Genomic DNA, 22484 nt, shown 5'->3' with positions numbered 1-22484 from the left:
CCGCCGGCACGGCGGCCGCCCTGCTCTCCAGGGTCCCGGTCACACCGATCACCGTCCTTCACCCTCACGCTAGACCCGCGTCCTGGGGGCGGCAATCAGCGTGCGTCCTGCGGGTGGGAGGGAGGCCTCCGCGGTGAGCAGTGTGTACGGCTGCTGGGGCCGGGCGCCGGTCAGCCGGCGTTCGCCGCGACGGGGAGACAGGCCACGACCCGGGTGCCGAGCGGGCTGAGGAAGGCCAGCCACCAGCTGCAGCAGTGCTTGACCAGGTCAAGACCCCGGCCGCAGGCCGCGTCGTCGTCCTCGGGCACGAGGCGCGGGGTGGTGCGGGTCTGCCAGGTCCCGGCGTCCTTGACCTCGAGGTGGACCTCGGCGCCGTGGTGGGTGATCAGCACCGTGACATCGGGGCTGCCGCTGTGGAGGACGACGTTGGTGACGAGTTCGGTGACGACCAGTGACAGCCCGTCGATGGTCTCCGTGGGCACCGCCCACCGCGCAGCGGTGTCCTGGACGAAGTGCCGCAGGGAGGGGACGGCCGCGTCGGTCGCAGCGGTGGCGCTCAGTGCGGCAGCCGGTGTGGAGTCGGGCTCCTCGCTCCGGCGGGAGGCGGCGACGGCGACGTGCGGGTGATTGACGGTGACCATGCTCAGCTCCTGGGTCGTCCCGCTTGTGGTGCGTGCGGGCTCACTTCGACCGTGCCGTGCACCCGTCCCCCGTGACTATGGGGAGTGGGGGGATGTGCGTATACCCAAACAAAGCGCGGTGAGGGGCGCCAAGAGGTGGGGGGTGCCCCACTCGTACGGTTGGTCGGCCTCGGCGGAGGTGGGCATGGAACCCGTGGTCACCCCAGATAGGACGGCGAGGCGGCTTGCTCCGCCAGCTTGCGAGGAGTGCCGGTGCCGTCGGCCGGGGCGGTCCATACGTCCCAGCCGTGGCTGCCGGGGAGGGCGTAGACGAGGGTGGTGTCGTCCGCCCACATGACCTGGTCGTCGAAGGGGCGCGTTTCGGCGGTGGCGGTCTCGGTCATGGTGGCCAGGTCGAGGACGTACAGCCGCCAGGGCGTGTCCGCTGCGGCGCCGGGGACGCGCTTCTTGTAGGCGATGCGGGTGCCGTCCGGGGACAGCGAGGGACATTCGACGTTCTGGTGGAGGGTGGTGAGGGTGCGGGCACCGAGATCGCCCTGAGCGAGGTAGGTCTGGCCGCCGGTGGCGAGGGTGGCGTAGAAGCGGTTGTCGTCGGCGAAGGTCACACCCCAGAAGTTGGTGTCCGGGGACCGGTGGGGGTGGCCGTCCTTGACGACGGAGAAGGTCTCCAGGGTGTCGGTGAGCTTCCAGGTCCGGGTGTCGACGAGGGACGTGCGGGTCGAGAATCCCCCGCCCGAGTAGGACTCGCCGCTGACGAAGACCGTCCAGGCCGCCAGGTGGCCGGAGGGAGAGACCCGGGCACGGCTGGGAACTCCGGCCAGCGGGAAGCGGTGCAGCTCGTGCAGGTTCCGGTCGAGGATCACCGCATGGTAGATGTCGCCGAGCGCGCTGTGCTGCGCCTGGAGGCAGATGCCGGTGCCGGCGGCGGCGTAGAAGCGCATGCACTTCACCCCGCCCACCGTGCGCTCGGCGTCGGCGTGGTCGGCGTCTGCGTCGACTGCGGCGATCTCGTCCTGGTGCGGCCCCATGGCGAGGTTGCGGAAGGCGAGCTGTCGCCCTGCCGGGGTGAGGGTGACCGGGCCGGGCCGGACGGGCGGGTCGCCCGCGCTTGTCTGTGCGCGTTGCGCGGAGTCGCCGGCGGCCCGGAGCACGACCGCCGTGGCCGCGCCTCCCAGTACCAGCACGGCGATGAGCAGGATCAGCAGGCGGGCTCTCGTGGTCATGCGGACTCCCGGTGGCCGGTGCGGAGGATCTGGGCGGCCACCAAAGCGCTGACGGCCAGGGCCGTGGCGGCGGTGGCGAGGGCGGTGGGGCCTCCCCAGGCGGACCAGGCGGCGCCGAAGGCGAGGGAACAGCCGAACCGGCCGAGCGCCTGCCCGGTGCCGACCAGGGCCTGGCCCGCACCTTGGGCGGACGCGGGGACGGTGTCGGCGGTGGCGGCGGCGAGGACACCGTCGGTGGCGGCGTAGAACGCGCCGTGCAGGAGCAGCAGCACGGGAACGACCACGACGGCGCTGTGTACCGGTGGCCGGAGCACCAGCGCGTAGCCGAGGAGAAGGGCTGCGTGGCCGACCAGGAAGAGCCGGCGGCGTCCGATCCGGTCGGCGAGCATCCCCATCGGTACGGCAAGCAGCAGGAAGGCGGCCGCTGTTCCAAGCGGAAGAAGGGGGAACAGGTGGGCGGGCAGGACGAGTTCGCGTTGGATGAGCAGGTAGACGAAGGCGTCGCTGACCGTGGTCAGGCCGAGCAGCACCGCGCACAGCGTGAGCCGGCGCAGCGCCGGGATGCGCAGCAGGGCTGCCGACTCGCGGAAGGTGAGTCGCGCCGGGGGCTCGCCTTCCTGCTTGCGGTAGCTCGGCACGAAGAGCAGCAGGACGAGCACCCCGAGGGCAGCCGCGCAGGCGCTCAGCGTGAACACGGCGTCGTAGCCGTCGGCAGCGACACCCAGGATGCCGAATGCCGCCAGAGGGCCGAGCAGGGCGCCGGTGGTGTCCATCGCGCGGTGGACACCGAAGGCCCGGCCGCGGTGCGCGGGTTCGGTGGCGAGGGAGATCATCGCGTCCCGTGGGGCGGTGCGCAGGCCCTTGCCGGTCCGGTCGACGGCGAGCACCGCGCTGATCAGGGGGATGGTGTGGGCGAACAGGAGCAGGGGCTTGGCCAGGGCGGACAGGCCGTATCCGAGGGCGGCGACCGTCTTGTGCGCGCGCCCGCCGCGGTCGGCGAGGTGGCCGCCGAGCAGGCGGACCAGCGCGCCGATGCCGTTGTTGATGCCGTCGAGGAGGCCGAAGCCGAGCGGGGAGAGGCCGAGTCCGGCGACCACGTAGAGCGGCAAGACCGCGCTGACCATCTCCGAGGAGACGTCCGTGATCAGGCTGACCGTGCCCAGGGCCAGGACGGTCCCGGGGACGGCGGTGGGACGCCGCCGAGGTCCTGGAACGGAGGGGTCTTCGGGGTCGCCGGCCTTGGCGCCGCGGCTGTCCGCGAGGTACATGGATCCGCCTTCGGTTCGGGGCGCGGTGGAGGAGAACCGCGGTGGCGCGGTGGAGGAGAACCGCGGTGGCGCCGCCTCGGAGGGCGGTCGGCGCCACCGCGGTGGGGACCCGGTCCCGGACGGGGACTCTGGGACTTCCGGGACCGGGAGTTCACGGGCTTGAGCTGGTCTGCCGGGTCCGCGAAGCGCGGTCCGGCTACGGGGCTCTCAGCCCGTCGGGGCTCAGGTCCCGTAGACCGTGAAGTTCCACAGGGAGTAGCCCCAGCCGGTGCCCCGCTGCGTGCCGTACATCCGGATGTAGCGGCCGGAGCCGGACAGGCCGGTGAGGGTCTCGATCCCGCCGCCGCTGTTCGTCGCGGTGTGGATCGTCGTCCAGTTCGTACCGTCGTCGGACACCTGGATCTGGTACGCCTTGCCGTAGGCGGCCTGCCAGGCGAGCTTCACGGCGGAGACGGAGCGCGTCGAGCCCAGGTCCACCTGCAGCCACTGCGGGTCGGCGTAGAGGCTGGACCACCGCGTCGTCCCGTTGCCGTCGGTGGCGGACTTCGCCGGGTAGCTCGCCGAGTATTCGGAGGACGCCGTCGTCGGCCTGTTGTACGCCAGGTCCGGCTGCCCGTAGACCTCGAAGCTCCACAGGGAGTAGCCATAGGGGGCCCCTCGCTGGGTGCCGTACATCCGGATATAGCGGCCGTCGCCCACCAGGCCGGTCAGGGTCTCGACGCCGCCGCGGCCGTTCGTCGTGGAGTGGATCGTCTGCCAGGTCGTACCGTCGTTGGACACCTGGATCTGGTACGCCTTGGCGTAGCCGGCCTCCCAGGAGAGCTTCACGGTGTCGATGGACTGTGTCGAGCCGAGGTCCACCTGGATCCACTGCGGGTCTGCGAAGAAGCTGGACCAACGCGTCGCCGGGTTGCCGTCGGTGGCCTGGTTCGCCGGATAGCTCGCCGAGTAGACGGACGACGCCGTGGTCGGCCGGTTGCGTGCCAGGTCGGCGCCGGGGACCTCCCAGGTGAAGGACGCCGTGTTGCTCGCGCCCGTGGCGGAGTCCGTCGCGGTGACCTTCACGGTGGAGCTGCCGGCACTGGTCACGATTCCGGAGATCAGGCCGGTCGAGCTGTTGACGGTCAGCCCCGCGGGCAGGCCCGTCGCGGACCAGCTCAGCGTGCCTCCGGCTTGGTCGATGCCCTGGAGCTGCAGCGATGCCGAGTAGTTGAGGCCGGTGACCTGACGGCCCGGATCGGCGATCGTCACCGAGGACCAGATGTCGGTGATGGGCGTGGCGGAGGCGTCGTTGGCGAGGTAGGGCAGGCCGTACATGTCCTCGATGGTGCGGAGCATGCTGTAGTGGTTGATCGTCTCGCTGTAGCTGCCGGTCCGGACGCCTGCGCCGTAGAAGACGGTCGGCATGTGGTTGGCGGGGGTGAAGTTGTCCTCGTCCCAGGTGACGACCAGCAGGCTGTTGTGGGTCTTGGCCCACTCCGCGTATCCGCCGAAGGTGTTCTTGACCCAGCTGTCGCCCCCGGGGATGTCCCCGTCGTGCATCGACTCGGCACCGTTCCCGTGGGCGAAGGTGACGGTCGGCAGGGCGGCGTAGCCGGCGGCGTCGGTCGGGAACCCGCAGGCCTGGCCGGCGACCGACGGCGGGCAGGTCAGCCACTTGTCCACCGGGTTGGGGGCGGTGGCGGTACCCGGCAGGTCGGCGTAGCGCAGGAACGCGGCGGGCGTGTACTCGTCGCCGTACGAGGCGAAGGAGTAGCCGTGCTGGATCAGCTCGTTGGGCAGGTTGTCCGCGTTGATCGAACCCGGCGCCGGGGGTGTGCTGTTGGTCAGGCCCTGTGTCGAACCCGACAGCAGGGCGTAGTAGTTCGGCAGGCTCGGGTGCCACTCGCCGTGTGCGTCGCTGAACGACGCGCCGGACTGGGCGAGGTGGTTGATGTACGGCGCCTGAGCGGTGTTGCCGATGATGGTGTCGTAGTTCTCGTTCTCCATCATCACGACGACGATGTGGTCCGGTTTGGGGAGCGACGTGGCGGCCGCCGCCGGCGAGGCGGCGAGGGTCGCGGGGATGGCGCACAGCAGCGCCAGGGCACTGGCGAGGCCGACGAGCGGGCGTGGGATGCGCACAGCTGTCTCCTAGAAGGGAGGGTGGCGAGCAGAGATACGCGAATATCCGAATACCGCCGACCGGATACGAGATGACCTCGAAGAATTCGAGCGACCTGCGGCGGCGAGCGCAGACTAGGACCGCCGATCTCGTAGGGTCAACCCCTCCTACTAGCCTCTTTCCGAAATTCACAGGGGATGGCAGACAGAATTCGATGGAGTTCTGGAATTCGGCACGCCGAGGAGACCCACCCTGCCGAACTGCACTTATCCCGCCCGGATTACCACCGGCGGGATGTGTGAGACAGCTCCGATCCGCCCTTCCATGCGCGGAGGGAACACACGAATTCCATCAGTGTTCAGTCAACCGACTCCCGATAGCTTTCGAATGGCGGCCGATCGAAATCTCCGTTCCACCGGCCGCCGAATCGTGGATTTACTCTCAGTCGAGACCGAGGCCGTTGAGTACGCCCTGCAGATAGCCGATGGCGTGGGCCCGGCCCCGGCTGCAGTAGGCGTCGGACGAGATGTCCATCCAGGTGTCGGGGTCGCCGATCATCGCGGGAACGTGGTCGTCGATGAGGAAGCCGTCGAAGCCGACGTCGTTGAGCCGCCGGATGACCCGCGCGGGGCTGTAGTTGCCCTCTCCGAGGAAGCACTCCCGGAAGGACGGAACGGTGCCCTGCACGTCGCGGAAGTGGACGTAGAAGATGGCGCCGACCGGGCCGAGGGTGTCGATGACCTCGTTGACGGCGTCCTCGCCGCCCATCTCGGAGACCGTGCCGAGACAGAAGTCCAGGCCCCACGACGAGCTGGCCTTCGCCTGTTCGCGCGCCTTGACCAGGGAGGCGGGGCTGTTGAAGATGCGGGCCGCGCCGCCGAGCGGCGCGTCGACCGGCGGGTCGTCGGGGTGCAGGGCGAGGCGTACGCCGGCTTCTTCGGCGACCGGCAGCACGGCATCCAGGAAGTACTGGTGGTTGGCCCACATCTGCTCGGCGGAGATGGGCTCCTCAAGCGGCGCCGTGGGCGAGAGCCGGTAGGAGGCGAGGGCGTTGCCGGCGCCGATGTCGGCGAGGTCGAAGGCGGTGACCTGGGCGCCGCCGCGACCGGGGACGTTCATGTCGGTGCGCCAGACGAACGTGGGCAGCCAGTTGTAGCCGAGCAGGTCGATGCCGACGGCCGCCATGTTCCGGATGGTCTTGCGGTAGTTGTCGATCTGCTCGTCCCGTCCGGGAAGGCCCCGCTGGATCTTCCAGAAGTGCGCGAGCGGGACGTTCTCGAGGCCGTCGATGGCGAGCCCGTCCGCGTCGCAACGCTCGCGCAGGGCCCGCAGCTCCTCCAGGCTCCAGTACCCGTTCTCGCCCGGGAGCAGGTTCGGGGTGTGGAACTGGACGCTCTTCAGGCCGAGTTGGTGGGCGAAGGTTGCGGTCCGGTCGTCATAGACGTCGATATGACCGAGGGAGAGCCGGATGGTCATGCGCGTACCACTTTCTGGGACTGTCGGCCGAGGCCGTCGATCTCGACCTCCAGGAGGTCGCCTTCGGTGAGGTAGGGGAACCGGCCGGAGAGCGCGACGCCCTCGGGCGTGCCGGTGTTGAGGATGTCGCCGGGCTCCAGGACGGTGACCTGGCTGAGCCGGTGGACGAGGGTGGCGACGTCGAAGATCATGTCGCCGGTGGTGGAGTTCTGCCGCGGCTCGCCGTTGACCCAGGACCGGATGCCGAGCGCCTGGGGGTCGGGGATCTCGTCGGATGTCACCAGCCAGGGGCCGAGCGGGTTGAACGTCTCGCAGCTCTTGCCCTTGGACCACTGGCCGCCGCTGGTCTCCAGCTGCAGCGCCCGCTCGGACACGTCGTTGGAGAGCACGTATCCGGCGATGTGGTCGAGCGCCTGCTGCGGGGAGTCCAGGTAGCGGGCGCGGCGGCCGATGACGACGGCGAGTTCGACCTCCCAGTCGGTCTTGGCGCAACCGCGCGGCAGGAGGAGGTCGTCGTGGGGGCCGACGACGGTGTTGGGCGCCTTGTAGAAGACGATCGGCTCGGCCGGCGGGGCCGTACCCGATTCGGCCGCGTGAGCCGCGTAGTTGAGCCCGACGCACAGGACGACACCGGGGCGGGCGACCGGTGGCCCGATGCGTTGTCCGGTGACGTCGAGGACCGGGAGGCGACCCTCGGCGTACGCCGCGCGGACGCGGCCGGGTCCTCCCTCGGCAAGGAAGGCTCCGTCGATGTCGTCGGTGATCCCGCGCAGGTCGTGATGCCGGCCGCCCTCGTCGAGCAGGACGGGTATCTCCTGCCCGGGCGGGCCTGTACGCATGAGTCTCATGGAGATCCTTTACGTGGAGCCAAGGCGTCGGTCGTCTCCGTGTCGCGAAGCGACTCCCGCCGGTGGGGAGTGGGGCGCCGAAGGGAACGGGGCCGGATCCGGTGCGCGCCTCGACGGCGGCGTCGGGGCGGCGTCCCGGGCGTCAGGGAGGCCGCTCGGCTCTGGGGTCGGGCCGAGGGGCGCGGGTGCGGGATCCCGGATCCGGAAGGAGTGCCGTCGTCCCGTCAACTGAAGCAAAGGCAAGGGGGTCGGCCGGGTGCGTCCGCTCGCGGGTGCGGCGGCCGGCGCCATCGGCCGGGGTGCCTCCGCCGGCGGGCGCGACGACCCCGTGCGCGATCGGTCGGGTGCGTCCGCTCGCAGGCGCGGGGCCCGGGGCGCAGGACGGCGGTGCGGACGCCGTCCTGCGCCGGGACCGTCCCGGCCGCGCGCGGCTCGTGCGGCGGCGGGTCCGGTGCGACGGAGAGTCGGTTGGCGAGCGAGTCTGCGAGTCAGGCGGTGATCAGTCGGCGAAGTACTCGGGGTACTGGGCCTGGAGAGCGGGGGCGTCCTCCAGTGCCCGGCGGGCGTGGCGTACGAGGCGTTCGCGGCCGCCGACGGCGTCACCCGCTTCCAGCGCGTCCACGATCGCCGTGTGCTCGTCGATCAGCGCCCGGATCGTGTCCGGCTGGGGCAGGCTGAGCCGGCGCAGCCGGTCGAGGTGCATCTTCATCGGCTGCATCACCTGCCAGGCACCCAGGTAGCCGCTGATGGCGAAGACCTGCTCGTGCAGGGCCTCGTCGGCGGCGAAGAAGCCGTCGACGTCACCGCGCTCGTGGCAGCGCTCCTGCTCGGCGAGCAGATAGCGCAGCGGGGCGACGTCCCGGGCCGGGTTGGCGCAGGCGACCGCGAACGCTGCCGTCTCCAGGCTCTCCCGTACGAAGCGGGCCTGCTCGACGTCGTAGAGCCGGATCAGCTCCACGCGGGTGCCGACCTGGGGGACGACCGACACCAGGCCGGTCTCGACCAGGCGGGCGATCGCCTCCCGTAGCGGCGTGCGGCTGACGTGGAGCTGGTCGGCGAGGTCGGTCTCGGACAGGGACGCGCCCGGCAGGATGCGCAGGTCGCTTACGGCAGAGGCGAGCTCCTCGTAGACGCGGTCGGAGGCGCGCTGCCGGGTACGGACCCGACCCACCGACGCGAGCACCCGAGAGCCGCTCGAAAGGTCTCGATCTGGTTTCACGAAACTCATCCTTGCACACTGGTGAACTTGTATGCAAGCATCCGAGCCATCGCCAGGCGGCACCGAGGCACCTGCCAAGCCACCGGCCCCGGCATCTCCCACAGAGAGCATCTGAGTCGCCATACCGAGAGAGGAAGACTCACGGTGATGCATCTGTCGAACACGACAACCTCCCCCCGGTCCCCCCACACGGACACCCCCGTCCTGTCGGCCACCGGGATCTCCAAGCGCTTCGGCCACGTCACCGCGCTGAGCGACGTCTCCCTGGACGTCGCCCCCGGCGAGGTCGTCGCCCTGATGGGCGACAACGGCGCGGGCAAGTCCACCCTCATCAAGATCCTTTCGGGCGCCCTCGCCCCGGACACCGGCGACCTGCGGGTACGCGGTGAGCGGGTCCACTTCACCAACCCCTCCGACGCCCGGGCCACCGGCATCGAGACCGTCTACCAGGACCTCGCCCTCGCCGACGACTTGTCGGCCCCGGCCAATCTGTTCCTGGGCCGCGAGCACCTGAGGGCCGGTCCGCTGGGCCGCCTCGGCGTCCTCGACAACAAGCGGATGCGCGTCGAGGCGGAGGAGTACCTGCGTACCCTCGGCGCCCGCGTCCCCGACTACCAGGCACCCGTCCGGATGTTCTCCGGCGGCCAGCGCCAGACGGTGGCGATCGCCCGGGCCGGGATCTGGGCCCGCGAGCTGATCATCATGGACGAGCCCACCGCGGCCCTCGGCCTGGTCCAGACCGAGCAGGTCGCCCAGCTCATCAAGCGCACCCGCGACCGCGGCATCGCCGTGATCGTCATCAGCCACAGCGTGCCGTTCGTCACCGACGTGGCCGACCGGATCGTCGTCCTCCGCCTCGGCACCACCGCCGCGACGCTGGACCCGGCCACCACCTCACACGACGAGATCGTCGCCGCGATCACCGGCGCCGCGACCCGCAACCCGACCCACCCGCAGGGAAACAGGCCATGACCTCCAACCTCACGACCGCCCCCGCGCCCTCGCCGGACACCACCCGGATCCAGCGCGCCGCCGCCGCGGTGACCGGCAACTGGGTCTTCCTCGCGCTGGTCGTCCTGGTCGCCGCGTTCGCCGTCATGGCCGGCGGGACCTTCTTCAACGCGGACAACTTCCGCAACATCCTCTTCAACGCCTCCGGCACCATGCTCCTCGCCGTCGGCACCGCCTTTCTGATCATCGGTGGCCAGCTCGACCTGTCGGTCGGCTCGGTCCTGGTGTTCAGCCAGGTGGTCAGCGCCAAGGTGATGGTCGCGCTCAGCGGATCCGCCGAGCACAACTACCCCGACGCCACGGCCGCGATCGTGCTCGGCATCGCCGTCAGCATCGCCGTCGGTGCCGGCTGGGGCCTGCTCAACGGCATCCTGGTGACCCGGCTGAAGATCCCCTCGTTCATCATCACCCTCGGCACCCTCGGCATGGCCCTCGGCCTCGCCCAGGTCATCACCAAGGGCACCGACGTCACCGGCCTGCCGCCGCAGCTGGTCACCGCGATCGGTATGAACCAGATCCTCGGCCTGCCGCTGCCCGTGTGGATCGCCGTCATCGTGGCCGTCGTCGCCGGCCTCGTCCTCGCCCGGACCCGCTTCGGCCGCTACACCTACGCCATCGGCTCCAACGCCGAGGGCGCCCGGCGCAGCGGCGTCAAGGTGACGCGGCACCAGATCATCCTGTTCACCTTCATGGGCGCGCTCGCGGGCCTGGCCGGTGTCCTGGACGTCGCCCGCTTCACCACCACGGCCGTCAGCGGTCACAGCGCCGACAACCTGGTCGCCATCGCCGCCGTCATCATCGGCGGAGCCAGCCTCTTCGGCGGCCGCGGCACCGTCTTCGGCACCGCCGTCGGCGTCATGATCCCCGCCGTCCTGAACAACGGCCTGGTCATCGTCAACGTCCAGCCGTTCTGGCAGACCGTCGCCATCGGCGCGATCCTCATCGTCGCCGTCGCCGTCGACGACATCAAGCGCCGCCAACAACTGCGCGCCTCCTGAGCCCGGACCGGGCTCCCACCCGGTCCGCAGTTCCCCGGTCCGCCGGTCCCAGGTCCGACGGCACCCGGTCCACCGCTCGGTCCGCCTGCCCCGGACCGGCCTCCCCGCTCCACCGCTCTGCGCACCTCCCCCACCCCCCGAAGCACGGAGTCCGCCATGTCCCGCAGAACTCTCACGGCCACCCTGATCGCGACGACCGCCCTTGCCGGTCTGACCCTCTCGGCCTGCTCGTCCCCGACCTCCGGCGGCGGCGCCGCGGGCGGTTCGTCCGACAAGCAGCGCACCATCGCCTTCATCCCCGGCTGCACCTGCGACCCGTACTACTCCACCGAGATCAAGGGCTTCGAGGACGCCGCCAAGGCGGCCGGTGTCACGCCGATCGTCCAGGGCGCCGCCAACTTCCAGGCATCCGAGCAGATCCCGGTCCTCCAGGCCGTCATCCAGAAGAAGCCCGACGCGATCGTCATCGACCCGACCGACGCCACCGCGCTTGCCGCGCCGATCGCCACCGCCGTCGCGCAGGGCATCCCGGTCATGACCACCGGCAACAACGTCAACAGCGACAAGATCTTCACCGCCATCGCGGCCAGCTCCGTCCAGGGCGGCAAGCTCGGCGGCCAGGAGCTCATGAAGCAGGCCCCGCAGGGCGGCGAGGTCGTCTTCGTCCACATCAAGCCGGGCATCAGCTCCATCGACGACCGCGACAAGGGCTTCAAGCAGGCGTTCGAGGGCCAGAGCAAGTACAAGGTGCTGCCCGAGCTCTACGCCGGCCAGGACTCCGCCACCCAGGCCGCCGGCCTCGTCCAGGCCGAGATCGCCGCCCACCCGAACCTGGTCGCGATCTTCGCCTCCAACGTCATCACCGCCGAGGGCGCCGCCAACGCCGTCAAGGCCGCCGGGAAGGAAGGCAAGATAGCCGTCGTCGGCTACGACGCCGGCCCCAACGAGGTCACCGACCTCAAGGCCGGCAGCCTCACCGCCCTGGTCTCCCAGAACCCGTACCAGATCGGCCGGATGGCTGTGCAGAACGCCGTCATGCACCTCGACGGCGAGAAGTCCATCCCCAAGGACCAGCCGCTCACCCCGCTCGTGATCACCAAGGACAACCTCAACGAGCAGGCGTCCCAGATGGCGCTCTACAAGTAACACCCCAGAACACGTCCCGGGGCCTCATGCCCTGACCGGCTCCCGGGACACCCCGCCCCCGGCCGCCGTGCGGCTGACCCCTTCGCCCACGGCAGGCCGGGGCCCCGGGACCGACCCCCCACACACACGGCCCCGGGGCACATCCCCGGGCCGGGCTCGTCCCAGCCCGGCCCGGGGACCTTGAACCCCTTCTGCCCGACACTCCAGACCACCAAGGACCCGACACTATGGAACTGGACGGCACGTCCCCGGAGCTGGCCGGCAAGTCCGCACTGGTCACCGGCGGATCCAGCGGCATCGGCCTCGCTGCGGCCCGGCTGCTCGCAGCCCGCGGCGCCCGGGTCGTCTGCGTCTCCCACACCCCGCCCGTCGAGGAGACCGGCGACGCCATCACCCACATCCGGGCGGATGTCACAGACGAGGCGTCCATCGCCGCAGCGGTCGGCGACACCGTGCGCCGCCACGGCGGACTCGACATCCTGGTGGCCTGCGCGGGCATCCAGCGGTACGGCACCGCCGCCGACACCACCACCGCCACCTGGCAGCAGGTGATGGCGGTGAACGTCGAGGGCGCCTTCCTCGCCGTCAAGCACGCCCTGCCCGCACTGCGGAACTCCGGCGCCGGGTCGATCGTCCTGGTCTCCTCCGTCCAGGCGTTCGTCACGCAGAAGAACGTCGCCGCCTACACCGCCAGCAAGGGCGCGCTCAACGCCCTCACCCGCTCGATCGCCGTCGACGAGGCGGCGTTCAACGTGCGCGCCAACACCGTCTGCCCCGGCTCCGTCGACACCCCCATGCTGCGCGACGCCGCGGCCGGATTCTCCGACGGAACCGACGAGGGCGCCGCGGAGCTCGTCGCCACCTGGGGACGCAGCCACCCTCTCGGACGCGTCGCCCGCCCCGACGAGGTGGCCGAGGCCATCGCCTTCCTGGCGAGCGAGCGGGCCAGCTTCATCACCGGCATCGCGCTCCCCGTCGACGGCGGCCTGCTCGCGCAGGTGGCGGTGGCGCTGCCCGACTGACCGGCAGACCACCCCACTCCCACCCGAACCGACCTCCGGAGCACTGAAGTTGGGCATCGAGATCACGGTCGCCTTCCCGGGCACCGCCATCGTCGGCGAAGGACCCTTCTGGGACCGGACGACCGGCGAGCTGACCTGGGTGGACATCCTCTCCGGCACCATCCATACGGCCGCCCCCGCCGATCCGGCCCCGCGCACCATCGTCCTTCCCACCCTGGTCGGTGCGGCCGTGCCGAAGGCTTCGGGCGGGTGGGTCGCGGCGACCACCGAGGGCTTCAGCGACATACGCCCCGACGGGAGCTGGGCCGCGCTCCGTACCGTACTGCCACGTGGCCAGCGCATGAACGACGCCAAGTGCGACCCCGCCGGGCGGCTGTGGGCGGGGAGTTGCGACATGTCGTTCGCCCCTGCTCGCGGCGCACTCCACGTACTCGACACCGATGGGAAGGTCATCCCCGTTCTGGCCGGCCTGACCCAGCCCAACGGGCTCGGCTGGAGCCCCGACGGGCGCACCTTCTACCTGATCGACACCGTGGCCCGCGAGGTCAACGCCTTCGACGTCCTGCCCGACCTCCTTCTCCCCGTCAGGCGCCGTGTGCTGGCCCGCTTCCCCGCCGGTGTCGGGGAACCCGACGGACTGGCGGTCGACGCCGAGGGCTGTCTGTGGATCGCCATGTGGGGCGGCGCGCGGCTGGTCCGGCTGTCTCCCGAGGGCCGCTTCCTCACCGAGGTGCCGGTACCCGTCGACCAGCCGACCTCCTGCGCCTTCGGCGGTGCGGACCTCGACGTCCTCTACGTCACCACCGCACGCGAAGGACTCGGCCCGGACCCGTCGGGGCCCGCCGGTTCCGTCCTGGCCGTCCGGGGTCTGGGCGTCCGCGGCCTGCCCACCCACCGATTCGGAGGCTGACCGGCCATGACCTCCTCCCTGTGGCTGCACAACGACCGGCTCTCCGTCGAGATCCGCCCGGACAAGGGCGCCGACATCACCTCGATCGTCGAACGCGACAGCACCATCGACCTCCTGTGGCGCACCCCCTGGGGCCGCCGCGACCTCGCCGGCGCGCCCGTCACCGGCGACAGCCAGGTCGACTGGCTCGCCCGCTACGGCGGCGGCTGGCAGCAGCTCGTCCCCAACGCCGGCGCCGAGCGCACCGTCGACGGCGTGCGTCGCGGCTATCACGGCGAAGCCGCCGTCGTCGCCTGGTCGGTCGTCTCCGCCGACGAAGAGCTGATCCTCCTCACCACCGACCTGATCACCGCCCCGCTGCGGCTCACCCGGACGCTCCGGCTGGACGGCGCCGCCCTGCACGTCCGCGACACCGTCCGCAACACGGGCGACCTGCCCGTGCCGGTGATGTGGGTCCAACACCCGGGCTTCGGGGCGCCGTTCATCGACGAACACTGCACCCTCACCACCCCCGCGAGGACCGTCCTCACCGACGCCGGGCAGCCCGGCAACACGCTCGTGGCGGACACCCGCGCCGCCTTCCCGTTCGCCCCCAGCGTGGACGGCACCCCTGTCGACCTCCGGAAGGTTCCCGGACCGGGCAGCGGCAGGTCCGTCTTCGCCTGCCTCACCGACTTCGACGGCGGCTGGTACGAGATCCACAGCCCCACCGCCGGCTTCGGCATCCGCGTCGAATGGGACCCCACGGTCTTCCCCCACGCCTGGCTGTGGCAGGAGTGCCACGCGAGCAGCGGCTTCCCGTGGCACCGGCGCGCGTACGTCGTCGCCGTCGAACCGGCCAACGTCCTGCCCGGCGATCCCTCGCCCACCTGCCCCGACCGTGGGGAAAGCCCGCTGCTGCCCGGCGGAGCGACCTGGACCAGCGACATCACCCTCTCCGTCATTCCGGGCTCCGGCGCTCTGCCGCCTGCCTGTTGAGTGACCGTCAGTCAACAAGGAGCAGATCTCGATGACAGGACAGACGGCCGCATTCCATGGTGACCCCCCGGAAGCGGTCTGCCTCGGCGAGTCGATGGCCGTACTCGTCCCCGACCGACCTGGCGCCCTCGACACCGTCGAGTCGTTCCGGGTCGCGGTCGGCGGCGCGGAGTCGAACGTCGCCTGCGGACTCGCGCGGCTCGGCATCGCCAGCGCCTGGGTCAGCCGAGTCGGCTCCGACGGCTTCGGCAAGCGGCTCACCGCCGAACTCGCCGCGTGCGGCGTTGACGTTTCAGGCGTCGCCGTCGACCCCGCACGCCCGACCGGCCTCTACGTCAAAGAACTCGGCGAACAAAGCCGGATGCACTACTACCGCTCCGGCTCCGCCGCCTCCGCCCTCGATCCGAGCGCCCTCGCCGACCCGGCGACGGCACGGCTGCTCACCGGCACCCGGCTCCTCCACCTCACCGGCATCACCCCAGCACTCTCCGACGGCTGCCTCGGCCTCGTCCGGGCCCTGCTCGCCACCAAGCGACCCGGACGGACCATCAGCTTCGACCTCAACTGGCGGCCCGCGCTGTGGCGCGACCGCGACCCAGCCGTCCTGCGCGAGCTGATGGACGCCGCCGACGTCCTGCTGCTCGGCGCCGACGAGGCCGAGGCCGCCTTCGGCGTCGGCGACCCGCGCGAACTGCGGGCGATGTTCCCCTCGCCGACGACGCTCGTGGTCAAGGACTCCGGCCACCTGGTCACGGCCCTCGACCGGGACGGCACCGCCGTCACCGAACGCGCCCTGACCGTCGAGGTCGTCGAGCCCACCGGCGCCGGGGACGGCTTCGCAGCCGGTTATCTCGCCGCCACCCTGCGCGGCCTGGACCCGCGCACCCGCCTGCGACTCGGCCACCTCACCGCCGCCTGCGCCCTCACCACGCACGGAGACCACGGTGAGACCTTCCCCGAGTACGTCATCACCGCACTCCTCGGCTCCTCCGCAGAAGAGTGGGCCGCCACCCGGGTCACCGCCCTCGGTATCCACTCCCCCATCCTGACCCACCCCTGACGACTCTCCCCAAGGACTCCCGATGACCCGCACCCCCACCCCGCTCCCGCCGACCCTCGCCACCGATCAGGTGATCGCCGTCGTCCGCGCCCCGCACATCCCCGACGCCGCCGCCCTGTGCGCGGCACTCGCCGAAGGCGGCGTCCGGCACGTCGAGTTCACCTTCACCACCCCCGACGTCACCAGCCACATCGGCCGGGCCGCCTCACAGGGCTTCGAGGTGGGCGTCGGCACCGTCCTCCGCGCCTCGCAGGCCGAACAGGCCGCCGCCGCCGGCGCCCGGTTCCTCGTGACTCCCGGCTGCCGCCCGCAGGTCGCCGAAGCAGCACACCGCCTCGGCCTGCCCGTCGTCCTCGGCGCCCTGACCCCCACCGAAGTCGCCGACGCCGTCGATCTGGGCGCCGCCGCCGTGAAGATCTTCCCGGCCGCCGCCTTCGGCCCCGGCTACCTCAGGGACCTCCACGGCCCCTACCCCGGCATCCCCCTGGTCGCCTCCGGCGGCATCAACGCCGCGAATGCCGCCGCCTACCTCAACCACGGCGCCCTCGCGGTCTGCGCCGGAACCGAAGTGGTCCCGCCGGACGCGATCGCCGCCGGCGACTGGACCGAACTCACCCGGCGCGCCCGCGCGTTCACCACCGCGCTCGCGCACTCCAGGCATCCGTAGCTCCACCCACCCAGCTGCCCCTGGCGATCACCCTGCCGGGCCTCGTATCCGCACCCCGGCCCCAGCTCCGCCCGCCCGCTCACCCGCCTTGGAAGCGCCTCCACTGCGTAGCGTCCGGGGTCCGGACCGTTCACGGTCCCACATCCCACCCGTTCCCCACTCCACGGCCGCCGCACCCTCCACCACGCCGTCGAGGAACCTGATGACCTGTCAGTAAAGTCAGCAATAGGTCAGCATTCAGCTGGCCAGACCGGCACCCACACGAGCACACCTTGGAGGCACACCCAGCCGACCGCGCGACCGGGAGGGGCCGCGATACGCCCCCCTCACGCAGTCGCGTCGACAGCCGCAGGGAGTACCAGGAATCCAGCATCCCTACATCGACCCAGGCGAGAGAGCCGCATCGGCGCGGCCGAGGCCGGCATCGTTCCCTCTGCCGACCACTGCGGCGACCCACGGGACGGAAGCCAGTCGGCCACGTCAATCAGCGCCTGACGGCCTCCAAGGCCTGCGGCGGGGAACCAGGCCCGTCAGCCACTGCGCTCGTCCGACGCTCAGACCTCATGGGTCCCGAGGACGTCGATGGGAGGATGTCACGTCCCCGACGGCCGCGGCTGCTCCGCTGGAACCGAGCTCTCGGCGACCGCCATCCACTGATCCAGGTCGGCCTGGGTGAACTCTGTCCACGGTGGGATCTCGGGGAGCTGTCGGAGAAGGTCGTAGGCCTCGGAGATCCGGGGGCCGCGGAGGACAGGGCAGTGGCAGCCGGCGATGACCTCGGCGTTCAGGTGTTGGAAGTAGCTGACGACCGTCCCGAACTTCTGGGCGTCCAGCAGGGCGACCCAGGGGGAGACCAGCCGACCGCCGAAGAACTGGCCGTCACGGAATTCGTCCGGCGACAGCGCTGCCGTTTCGGGCACGGGGGTCGGCACGTTCGTGGCGAAGGTGTCGACGGCCCACAGGGTGTTGGTCTTCCGGTCGAAGAGAGCGCGGGTTGTGGGGTTGTCGTACAGGGGCGGTCGTTTGGCGACCAAGGTGCGATCGCCCGCGTCGATCGTGTCGCCGTCTGTCATGAAGCGGCACCGGTTGATGGGAGTCTCCCACTCCTCGGCCATGCGGCCGATGGAGAACCACGTTGTCAGCAGGGTCGCGTTCGGGCACTCGGCGAGGACCGCCAGGAGGTTGCCGGCGTGGTCGCGGTCGTCGTGGGTGAGGAAGATCCACCGTACGTCCAGAGGATCCACGACGGACCAGGCTGCCTCCAGCCATTGGGCGCGCACTGCGGGCGCCCCGGTGTCCACGAGGATCGGTTCGGCTCCTCGGATCACCATCGAGTTCATCGGAAAGTGGCCGACCGGCGGGGCCTCAAGGGCCCACGGGATGACGAACGTCTCCTCAGCGATCTTGTACGGCTGCAAAAGATTGAACGTATCCATGGTTGCCATGGGTGCTCTCCTTGGGCGGAGTCGCCGCAGGGTCCATAAACCAGTCGAGCCCCGTGCCGGGCTGTCGGCAACCGCAAAACTCGTGGTGGTCGGCTCAGGTGAGCGACGACGGCCCGAGCACTCCTGGCATCCGGGCACCACCCGTGCGCACGACATCGACGGGCCCGCCATGCCGACGACCGACGCCTACGCGCCGTCGTCGACAGGGCGAACGTTGCCTGATGCGGCACTAGGTTACGGCCCCCGGGTGGAAACCGGCCCCGGTGCTTGGCGTGCTCCGGCAGGATCTTGCCGTCAAGGCTGCCGCGGTTCAGGGGGTACGCGGCGAGCGGTTCGATCATCATGGTGGCGCGGCCCCGGGTCGGGCCTGCGCTCCTGGTGAGGGCAGGGTCACCGCCTCCCTGGAGCGCCTGCCAGCTCATGGCGGCGGGCGTTTCCCGTCATCCGCTCTTCATCCGAAGCCCCAGGTCTGTGACTTGGGGCTTCGCCGCCGTTCGGGGCGGTGCCGGCCTACGGGCCTGCGGGGTGGGGGAGTTCGGCGAGGAGGATCTCGGTGGCCTGGGTGACGTTGTCGGCGCGGACGGCTCGGGCCATCGCCGTGCGGGCGGCTTCGGGCGTCGTGTTCGGCGGGACGAGCATGAGGGAGAAGTGGTCGTTGTCGCCGCGGGTGATCAGGACGGTGTCGTCGCCGACGGGGAAGGAGTCGAGGTGCACGACCCGGTCGTCGACGACGAGACGGCTGGGGATGCTGTTCCACGCGGAGGCGTCCAGGCCGACCCGGGTGATGGGGCCGAGGTGCTCGGTCAGGGCGGTGACCAGCGGCGGGATCTCCCGCTCGACGTCACGGGAGCGCGGCCACCACGCGCCGTCGAGGAGGCTCTGCCGGGACCCCGTGGTCTCCAGCCGGAGCAGCGCCGTGCCGGGGCCGACGGACCGGTGGACCTCGTCCGGCAGGAGGCGCGGAGGGGTGGGGCCATGAGGGGAAACGCCTGCGTCGGTCATGATCGGTCCGCCCGTCCACGGTACTTCCGCCGCCGTCCCTCGGTGGCGGCGGGCGCCGGGCCGGGCGGGGCGGCGGCCCCGTTCCTTCACCGTACTCCGGCAGGGCCCGCGTACGCGCCGCTCCCGGTGCGGAGCCGTCCGGCACCGGCCTCGTCGGACGTACGGTGGACGTACTACCGGGGCGCCCCCGCTCGGGCCGCCCGCGGACGCGTCCCCAGGCGCGGAGAGGACGGTGCCGCCTTGGACCGCAACGAACCAGAAGCCCTGCCTCCACCGGGCCACGCGGAGATCCGCGTCGTGGCCGCCACACCGGACACCGCCCGCAGGGTGGCCGAGGTCCTCCGCCGCTGCTTCGCCGGCAGGGAGCAGCGCAGCTATCCCACCCCGGGCGGAGGCACCCGTCTCCACCTCACCGTCGACACCGCCCACCCCGCCGAACCGGCCCGGTCCTGGCTGACCACCAGCAGGCCCCCGAGCGGCGCCGGGCCCCACGCCGAGGAACCCTGACGGCCCTTCGCCCCGGACGGGCACGCGTGGCGGCTCCTGCCGACGGGAGGCATCCGGGAAGCCACACCGCAGTGCCGCCGAACCCGGGCGCACGACGGCCCCGGACCAGGCCACCGGCCCCCTTGGAGGCTCCGGATGACCCTCGGACGCCATGAGGACCGGGGCCACGAACGCTCGGAGAGCTTCGGAGAGATGCTGCTGGGCGGGCTCATGGACCACGCCCACGCGCTGCCGCCCGACCATGTCGGCCCCTTCGTCACCGGCACGGTGGCCCGGATCGGGCGCCGCGAGGTGCAGATCCTGCCAGCACTACGGGCAGCGGAAGCTGGTCCCCCTCGCCGGGCAGGGACTGAAGGACGGCGAGCCCCTGCCCATCGACGGTTCGGAGGCCGGCCGGTGCTTCCTCTCCTCACGGCCGGTCGAGGTTCCGTCGGCCGACGGGACGCGGGTGCACGTGCCGCTGCTGGACGGCGGAGACCGGGCAGGCGTCCTGGCCGTCACCCTGGACACGATCGACGACGACGACCGCCGCCTCCTGCGCAGGATCGCCGGCGTGCTCGCCGACGTGCTGCAGACCAAGAACGGCTACACCGACCTCTTCTTCCGCACCCGCGGCGAAGCGATGAGCGTCGCGACACCGGCCGCCTTCACTAGGTCAACGCCGGACACCCCGCCCCCATGCTGATCCGCGGCCACCGCGTCGTACGCCGCCTGAACAGCCCCACCACCCTGCCCGTCGGTTTCGGCGGAGCACAACCGCAGGTCAGCGAGACGGTGCTCGAACCCGGGACCGCATCCTCTGCTTCACCGACGGCCTGATCGAGGAACACCAGAGCGGGCAGGAGGAGTTCGGCGAGGACCAGCTGATCGACTGGATCCATCGCCTGGACCGGGCCGACCGGGGCGTACGGGCCGTGGCGCGCGACCTGTCCCACACCCTCAGACGAGCCCGTGGTGAGACCACCACCGACGACGCCACCCTCGTCCTCGTCGAGTGGCACGGGTAACGGATCCTCCGCACGTCCGGCAGCGTGGCCGACCGCGAGAACCGGCCCGGCCCGGCCCCCTCGTCCGGCCCCGGCGCGGAGTACGTTGGAGGCACCGGGGGCACCTCGTACCCCGCCTTCACGCGGATGTCGTTCCCGGCGATCGTTACGCCGGGCCGCCCGCAGGCGTCCCGGGGACAGGTCTCGGCCTCATGACCAGCACGACCGCTCCCACCCGCCAGGCACGCCTGGCACTGACACCACACACCTCCCTCGCCGGCCTGCTGGACGGCGCCTGGTGGCCGTACTCACGCGATCTCGCCGCCGAGCTGCCGCCCCTGGTGGACGCGCTGCGGGGCCGCTGCGGCCGCATCACGCGCATCACCGCGAACCCCGGACCCTGGCCCGCCTCCACGTACCAGATCCCCGTCGGCGGACATGCCGTGCACGTCGGCTGGTTCACCGACCTGGACCCCGACGCGATGATCCTGCTGTCGTACAACCGCGACCGCTGCGACCTGCTGGTGATTCCCCCCGAGACCGCACCCGACTCCGCCACACGCCTGATGGCCGCCGCGTCCACCCCCGGCAACCTCCACACCACGAGCGCCCTCATGTCCGACGAGAACGCGACCGGTCGCCGCCTTCGGGAGGCCCAAGTCGGTGAGGACACCTGGGAGACGGAAGGCGGGGCCTACCCCCAGCCCCATCCCCGCCCTCGCCCCGTCGTCGGAGCACGCATGATCGCCCTGCCGCGAAGCATGTGGAGGTGAGCCTGCCGTCTGCAGGTCAGCCCCTCTCCGCATGGCCGAGCCGCTCCCCGGAGTGCCCGCTGCCGCGCCCTGACCGCCGACATCCCAGCCGACGCCGAGGGCCGCTACGACAACGCGGAGGCGGGCCGGCGGGCCGGTATCGAGTGGGCGCTGCTGTGGATCGAGAACACTGCCAGACAGTTGACCGAAGGCCGGCCGTCGCCGCCCGGGAACATGTGCCCCGTCGCACTTGGCGTCGCCCAGAGCGCCCCGCCCCGGCGTTGCCGGGACAACAGGCCAACGCAGAGGGTGCCTTGCCGGTGGAGAGGGAGGGAAACCAGGAAGGCCCTGCTCCTCCTGGGAAGCAGACCTGAAAAGAGCAGGGCCTCGGGGCAGGCTCAGCCCCCGGGGGGCGGGAAGGGTCAGGCCGGGGTGATGTTCTCCGCCTGGGGGCCCTTCTGGCCCTGGGTGACGTCGAACGTCACAGCCTGGCCCTCCTGGAGCTCACGGAAGCCCGAGGAGTTGATGGCCGAGTAGTGGGCGAAGACGTCCGGGCCGCCCCCGTCCTGGGCGATGAAGCCGAAGCCCTTCTCCGCGTTGAACCACTTCACAGTTCCTGTAGCCATGTCTCATGCCTTCCAGTCGATGAACGCCTTCCGCACCGTGCGGGAGGCGGAGGTGATCGTCCTGGTCCCTGCGGCACAGCACAGCAGAAAAGCCCACGCCGAAGGCATGGGCAAAGGGAGGATCCGAACCACGACAGCTAACAGGAACGCTACACGCCCGCACCCTGTGTCACCAGAGGAGACAGCGACACGTTCGGAACCGGATGGGACAGATGATGCCCGCCGGCGCCCGGCGGGCACGGCACCGTCTCAGGCCGCAGGCGGCGGCCCGGCCCCTTCGGCAGCCCGGCGGTACTGCTCGTTGAGGCGCTGGGCCTCTTCGAGCTGGTCCTCGAGGATGATGATGCGGCAGGCGGCCTCGATCGGGGTGCCCTGGTCGACGAGCTCGCGGGCGCGGGCGGCGATACGCAGCTGGTAGCGGGAGTAGCGGCGATGGCCACCCTCGGAGCGCAGCGGGGCGATCAGCCGCGCCTCGCCGAGGGCGCGGAGGAACGCGGGTGTGGTGCCGAGCATCTCGGCGGCCCGGCCCATGGTGTAGGCGGGGTAGTCGTCGTCATCGAGACGGCCGAACGAGTCGTCTGCTGTCATTGCACCT

Annotated in this window: 21 protein-coding genes and 1 pseudogene; 11 read left to right on the top strand and 11 right to left on the bottom strand. The window is 71.2% G+C overall.

Annotation, left to right across the window (positions count from 1 at the left end; genetic code table 11):
• Positions 1-170 precede the first annotated feature (170 nt).
• From ACIRSU_RS10165 to ACIRSU_RS10135, 7 genes are all read right to left on the bottom strand, one after another.
• Positions 171-641: an ATP-binding protein gene (locus tag ACIRSU_RS10165; protein ID WP_403790489.1), complete on the bottom strand. Its 471-nt coding sequence runs from the start codon at positions 639-641 to the stop codon at positions 171-173.
• Positions 642-838: 197 nt separating this feature from the next.
• The gene (locus tag ACIRSU_RS10160; protein WP_403790487.1) at positions 839-1864 is read right to left on the bottom strand and encodes a TolB family protein; all 1026 of its coding nucleotides are present in this window, start codon (positions 1862-1864) and stop codon (positions 839-841) included.
• A complete protein-coding gene (locus ACIRSU_RS10155) occupies positions 1861-3132 on the bottom strand; it encodes an MFS transporter (RefSeq protein ID WP_403790485.1) in 1272 nt (423 codons plus the stop codon). The genes ACIRSU_RS10160 and ACIRSU_RS10155 overlap by 4 nt, the downstream gene beginning before the upstream one ends.
• A gap of 222 nt (positions 3133-3354) precedes the next feature.
• Entirely contained in the window at positions 3355-5256 is a 1902-nt protein-coding gene (locus ACIRSU_RS10150; RefSeq protein WP_403790483.1) for a discoidin domain-containing protein, read from the bottom strand.
• Positions 5257-5677: 421 nt separating this feature from the next.
• Positions 5678-6712 carry a mannonate dehydratase gene (locus tag ACIRSU_RS10145; RefSeq protein ID WP_403790481.1) on the bottom strand — a complete coding sequence of 345 codons (1035 nt, stop codon included), beginning with the start codon at positions 6710-6712 and terminating at the stop codon, positions 5678-5680.
• Positions 6709-7560 (bottom strand): fumarylacetoacetate hydrolase family protein, encoded by an 852-nt coding sequence (locus ACIRSU_RS10140; RefSeq protein WP_403790479.1) that lies wholly within the window; start codon positions 7558-7560, stop codon positions 6709-6711. The genes ACIRSU_RS10145 and ACIRSU_RS10140 overlap by 4 nt, the downstream gene beginning before the upstream one ends.
• A gap of 499 nt (positions 7561-8059) precedes the next feature.
• Positions 8060-8779 (bottom strand): GntR family transcriptional regulator, encoded by a 720-nt coding sequence (locus ACIRSU_RS10135; protein ID WP_403790477.1) that lies wholly within the window; start codon positions 8777-8779, stop codon positions 8060-8062.
• 147 nt (positions 8780-8926) lie between these two features.
• Here ACIRSU_RS10135 and ACIRSU_RS10130 point away from each other — a divergent pair, with 147 nt between their 5' ends.
• The 8 genes from ACIRSU_RS10130 (at position 8927) to ACIRSU_RS10095 (ending at position 16571) form a co-directional block, all read left to right on the top strand.
• Positions 8927-9751: an ATP-binding cassette domain-containing protein gene (locus tag ACIRSU_RS10130; protein ID WP_403790475.1), complete on the top strand. Its 825-nt coding sequence runs from the start codon at positions 8927-8929 to the stop codon at positions 9749-9751.
• Positions 9748-10788: an ABC transporter permease gene (locus ACIRSU_RS10125; protein WP_403790474.1), complete on the top strand. Its 1041-nt coding sequence runs from the start codon at positions 9748-9750 to the stop codon at positions 10786-10788. Before ACIRSU_RS10130 ends, ACIRSU_RS10125 begins: the two co-directional genes overlap by 4 nt.
• Before the next feature lie 156 nt (positions 10789-10944).
• Positions 10945-11934: a substrate-binding domain-containing protein gene (locus tag ACIRSU_RS10120; protein WP_403790472.1), complete on the top strand. Its 990-nt coding sequence runs from the start codon at positions 10945-10947 to the stop codon at positions 11932-11934.
• A 227-nt stretch (positions 11935-12161) separates the two neighbouring features.
• Positions 12162-12956 (top strand): SDR family oxidoreductase, encoded by a 795-nt coding sequence (locus tag ACIRSU_RS10115; protein WP_403790470.1) that lies wholly within the window; start codon positions 12162-12164, stop codon positions 12954-12956.
• Positions 12957-13005: 49 nt separating this feature from the next.
• Entirely contained in the window at positions 13006-13866 is an 861-nt protein-coding gene (locus tag ACIRSU_RS10110; protein WP_403790468.1) for an SMP-30/gluconolactonase/LRE family protein, read from the top strand.
• A 6-nt stretch (positions 13867-13872) separates the two neighbouring features.
• On the top strand, positions 13873-14844 hold the full coding sequence (locus ACIRSU_RS10105; RefSeq protein ID WP_403790466.1) for an aldose 1-epimerase: 972 nt from the start codon (positions 13873-13875) through the stop codon (positions 14842-14844).
• Positions 14845-14875: 31 nt separating this feature from the next.
• Positions 14876-15904 (top strand): sugar kinase, encoded by a 1029-nt coding sequence (locus ACIRSU_RS10100; RefSeq protein WP_403790465.1) that lies wholly within the window; start codon positions 14876-14878, stop codon positions 15902-15904.
• 22 nt (positions 15905-15926) lie between these two features.
• Positions 15927-16571, top strand: a complete 645-nt coding sequence (locus ACIRSU_RS10095) for a bifunctional 4-hydroxy-2-oxoglutarate aldolase/2-dehydro-3-deoxy-phosphogluconate aldolase (RefSeq protein ID WP_403790463.1) — start codon at positions 15927-15929, stop codon at positions 16569-16571.
• Between the two features lie 593 nt (positions 16572-17164).
• Here ACIRSU_RS10095 and ACIRSU_RS10090 read toward each other — a convergent pair.
• Together ACIRSU_RS10090 and ACIRSU_RS10085 are read right to left on the bottom strand one after the other, a co-directional pair.
• Positions 17165-18016 (bottom strand): MBL fold metallo-hydrolase, encoded by an 852-nt coding sequence (locus tag ACIRSU_RS10090; RefSeq protein ID WP_403790461.1) that lies wholly within the window; start codon positions 18014-18016, stop codon positions 17165-17167.
• Positions 18017-18526: 510 nt separating this feature from the next.
• Positions 18527-19018 (bottom strand): DUF5994 family protein, encoded by a 492-nt coding sequence (locus tag ACIRSU_RS10085; protein ID WP_403790459.1) that lies wholly within the window; start codon positions 19016-19018, stop codon positions 18527-18529.
• Between the two features lie 240 nt (positions 19019-19258).
• Between ACIRSU_RS10085 and ACIRSU_RS10080 the strand changes: the two genes are divergently transcribed.
• The 3 genes and pseudogenes from ACIRSU_RS10080 (at position 19259) to ACIRSU_RS10070 (ending at position 21284) form a co-directional block, all read left to right on the top strand.
• Positions 19259-19525 (top strand): hypothetical protein, encoded by a 267-nt coding sequence (locus tag ACIRSU_RS10080; RefSeq protein WP_403790457.1) that lies wholly within the window; start codon positions 19259-19261, stop codon positions 19523-19525.
• A 135-nt stretch (positions 19526-19660) separates the two neighbouring features.
• Positions 19661-20532, top strand: a pseudogene (locus tag ACIRSU_RS10075) (PP2C family protein-serine/threonine phosphatase).
• A 191-nt stretch (positions 20533-20723) separates the two neighbouring features.
• Positions 20724-21284 carry a DUF5994 family protein gene (locus ACIRSU_RS10070; protein ID WP_403790455.1) on the top strand — a complete coding sequence of 187 codons (561 nt, stop codon included), beginning with the start codon at positions 20724-20726 and terminating at the stop codon, positions 21282-21284.
• Between the two features lie 401 nt (positions 21285-21685).
• On the opposite strand, the gene ACIRSU_RS10065 is transcribed toward ACIRSU_RS10070, so the two are convergent.
• Positions 21686-21889 carry a cold-shock protein gene (locus tag ACIRSU_RS10065; protein ID WP_030242128.1) on the bottom strand — a complete coding sequence of 68 codons (204 nt, stop codon included), beginning with the start codon at positions 21887-21889 and terminating at the stop codon, positions 21686-21688.
• Between the two features lie 249 nt (positions 21890-22138).
• Entirely contained in the window at positions 22139-22477 is a 339-nt protein-coding gene (locus ACIRSU_RS10060) for a helix-turn-helix domain-containing protein (protein WP_116157406.1), read from the bottom strand.
• Positions 22478-22484 lie beyond the last annotated feature (7 nt).

It is taken from the genome of Streptomyces sp. NPDC101160, from assembly GCF_044768205.1.
GTDB lineage: Bacteria > Actinomycetota > Actinomycetes > Streptomycetales > Streptomycetaceae > Streptomyces.
Note: the sequence above shows the minus strand (reverse complement) of the source record. Positions and strands in the feature narration are given on the sequence as shown.

What these genes read in the sequence shown, in the direction of transcription:
- ACIRSU_RS10105 (WP_403790466.1), top strand. Translation starts at nt 13,873, where the DNA reads ATGACCTCCTCCCTGTGGCTGCACAACGACCGGCTCTCCGTCGAGATC.
- ACIRSU_RS10060 (WP_116157406.1), bottom strand. Translation starts at nt 22,477, where the DNA reads ATGACAGCAGACGACTCGTTCGGCCGTCTCGATGACGACGACTACCCC.
- ACIRSU_RS10155 (WP_403790485.1), bottom strand. Translation starts at nt 3,132, where the DNA reads ATGTACCTCGCGGACAGCCGCGGCGCCAAGGCCGGCGACCCCGAAGAC.
- ACIRSU_RS10095 (WP_403790463.1), top strand. Translation starts at nt 15,927, where the DNA reads ATGACCCGCACCCCCACCCCGCTCCCGCCGACCCTCGCCACCGATCAG.
- ACIRSU_RS10115 (WP_403790470.1), top strand. Translation starts at nt 12,162, where the DNA reads ATGGAACTGGACGGCACGTCCCCGGAGCTGGCCGGCAAGTCCGCACTG.
- ACIRSU_RS10070 (WP_403790455.1), top strand. Translation starts at nt 20,724, where the DNA reads ATGACCAGCACGACCGCTCCCACCCGCCAGGCACGCCTGGCACTGACA.
- ACIRSU_RS10145 (WP_403790481.1), bottom strand. Translation starts at nt 6,712, where the DNA reads ATGACCATCCGGCTCTCCCTCGGTCATATCGACGTCTATGACGACCGG.
- ACIRSU_RS10065 (WP_030242128.1), bottom strand. Translation starts at nt 21,889, where the DNA reads ATGGCTACAGGAACTGTGAAGTGGTTCAACGCGGAGAAGGGCTTCGGC.
- ACIRSU_RS10090 (WP_403790461.1), bottom strand. Translation starts at nt 18,016, where the DNA reads ATGGCAACCATGGATACGTTCAATCTTTTGCAGCCGTACAAGATCGCT.
- ACIRSU_RS10100 (WP_403790465.1), top strand. Translation starts at nt 14,876, where the DNA reads ATGACAGGACAGACGGCCGCATTCCATGGTGACCCCCCGGAAGCGGTC.
- ACIRSU_RS10125 (WP_403790474.1), top strand. Translation starts at nt 9,748, where the DNA reads ATGACCTCCAACCTCACGACCGCCCCCGCGCCCTCGCCGGACACCACC.
- ACIRSU_RS10165 (WP_403790489.1), bottom strand. Translation starts at nt 641, where the DNA reads ATGGTCACCGTCAATCACCCGCACGTCGCCGTCGCCGCCTCCCGCCGG.
- ACIRSU_RS10160 (WP_403790487.1), bottom strand. Translation starts at nt 1,864, where the DNA reads ATGACCACGAGAGCCCGCCTGCTGATCCTGCTCATCGCCGTGCTGGTA.
- ACIRSU_RS10130 (WP_403790475.1), top strand. Translation starts at nt 8,927, where the DNA reads ATGCATCTGTCGAACACGACAACCTCCCCCCGGTCCCCCCACACGGAC.
- ACIRSU_RS10085 (WP_403790459.1), bottom strand. Translation starts at nt 19,018, where the DNA reads ATGACCGACGCAGGCGTTTCCCCTCATGGCCCCACCCCTCCGCGCCTC.
- ACIRSU_RS10120 (WP_403790472.1), top strand. Translation starts at nt 10,945, where the DNA reads ATGTCCCGCAGAACTCTCACGGCCACCCTGATCGCGACGACCGCCCTT.
- ACIRSU_RS10140 (WP_403790479.1), bottom strand. Translation starts at nt 7,560, where the DNA reads ATGAGACTCATGCGTACAGGCCCGCCCGGGCAGGAGATACCCGTCCTG.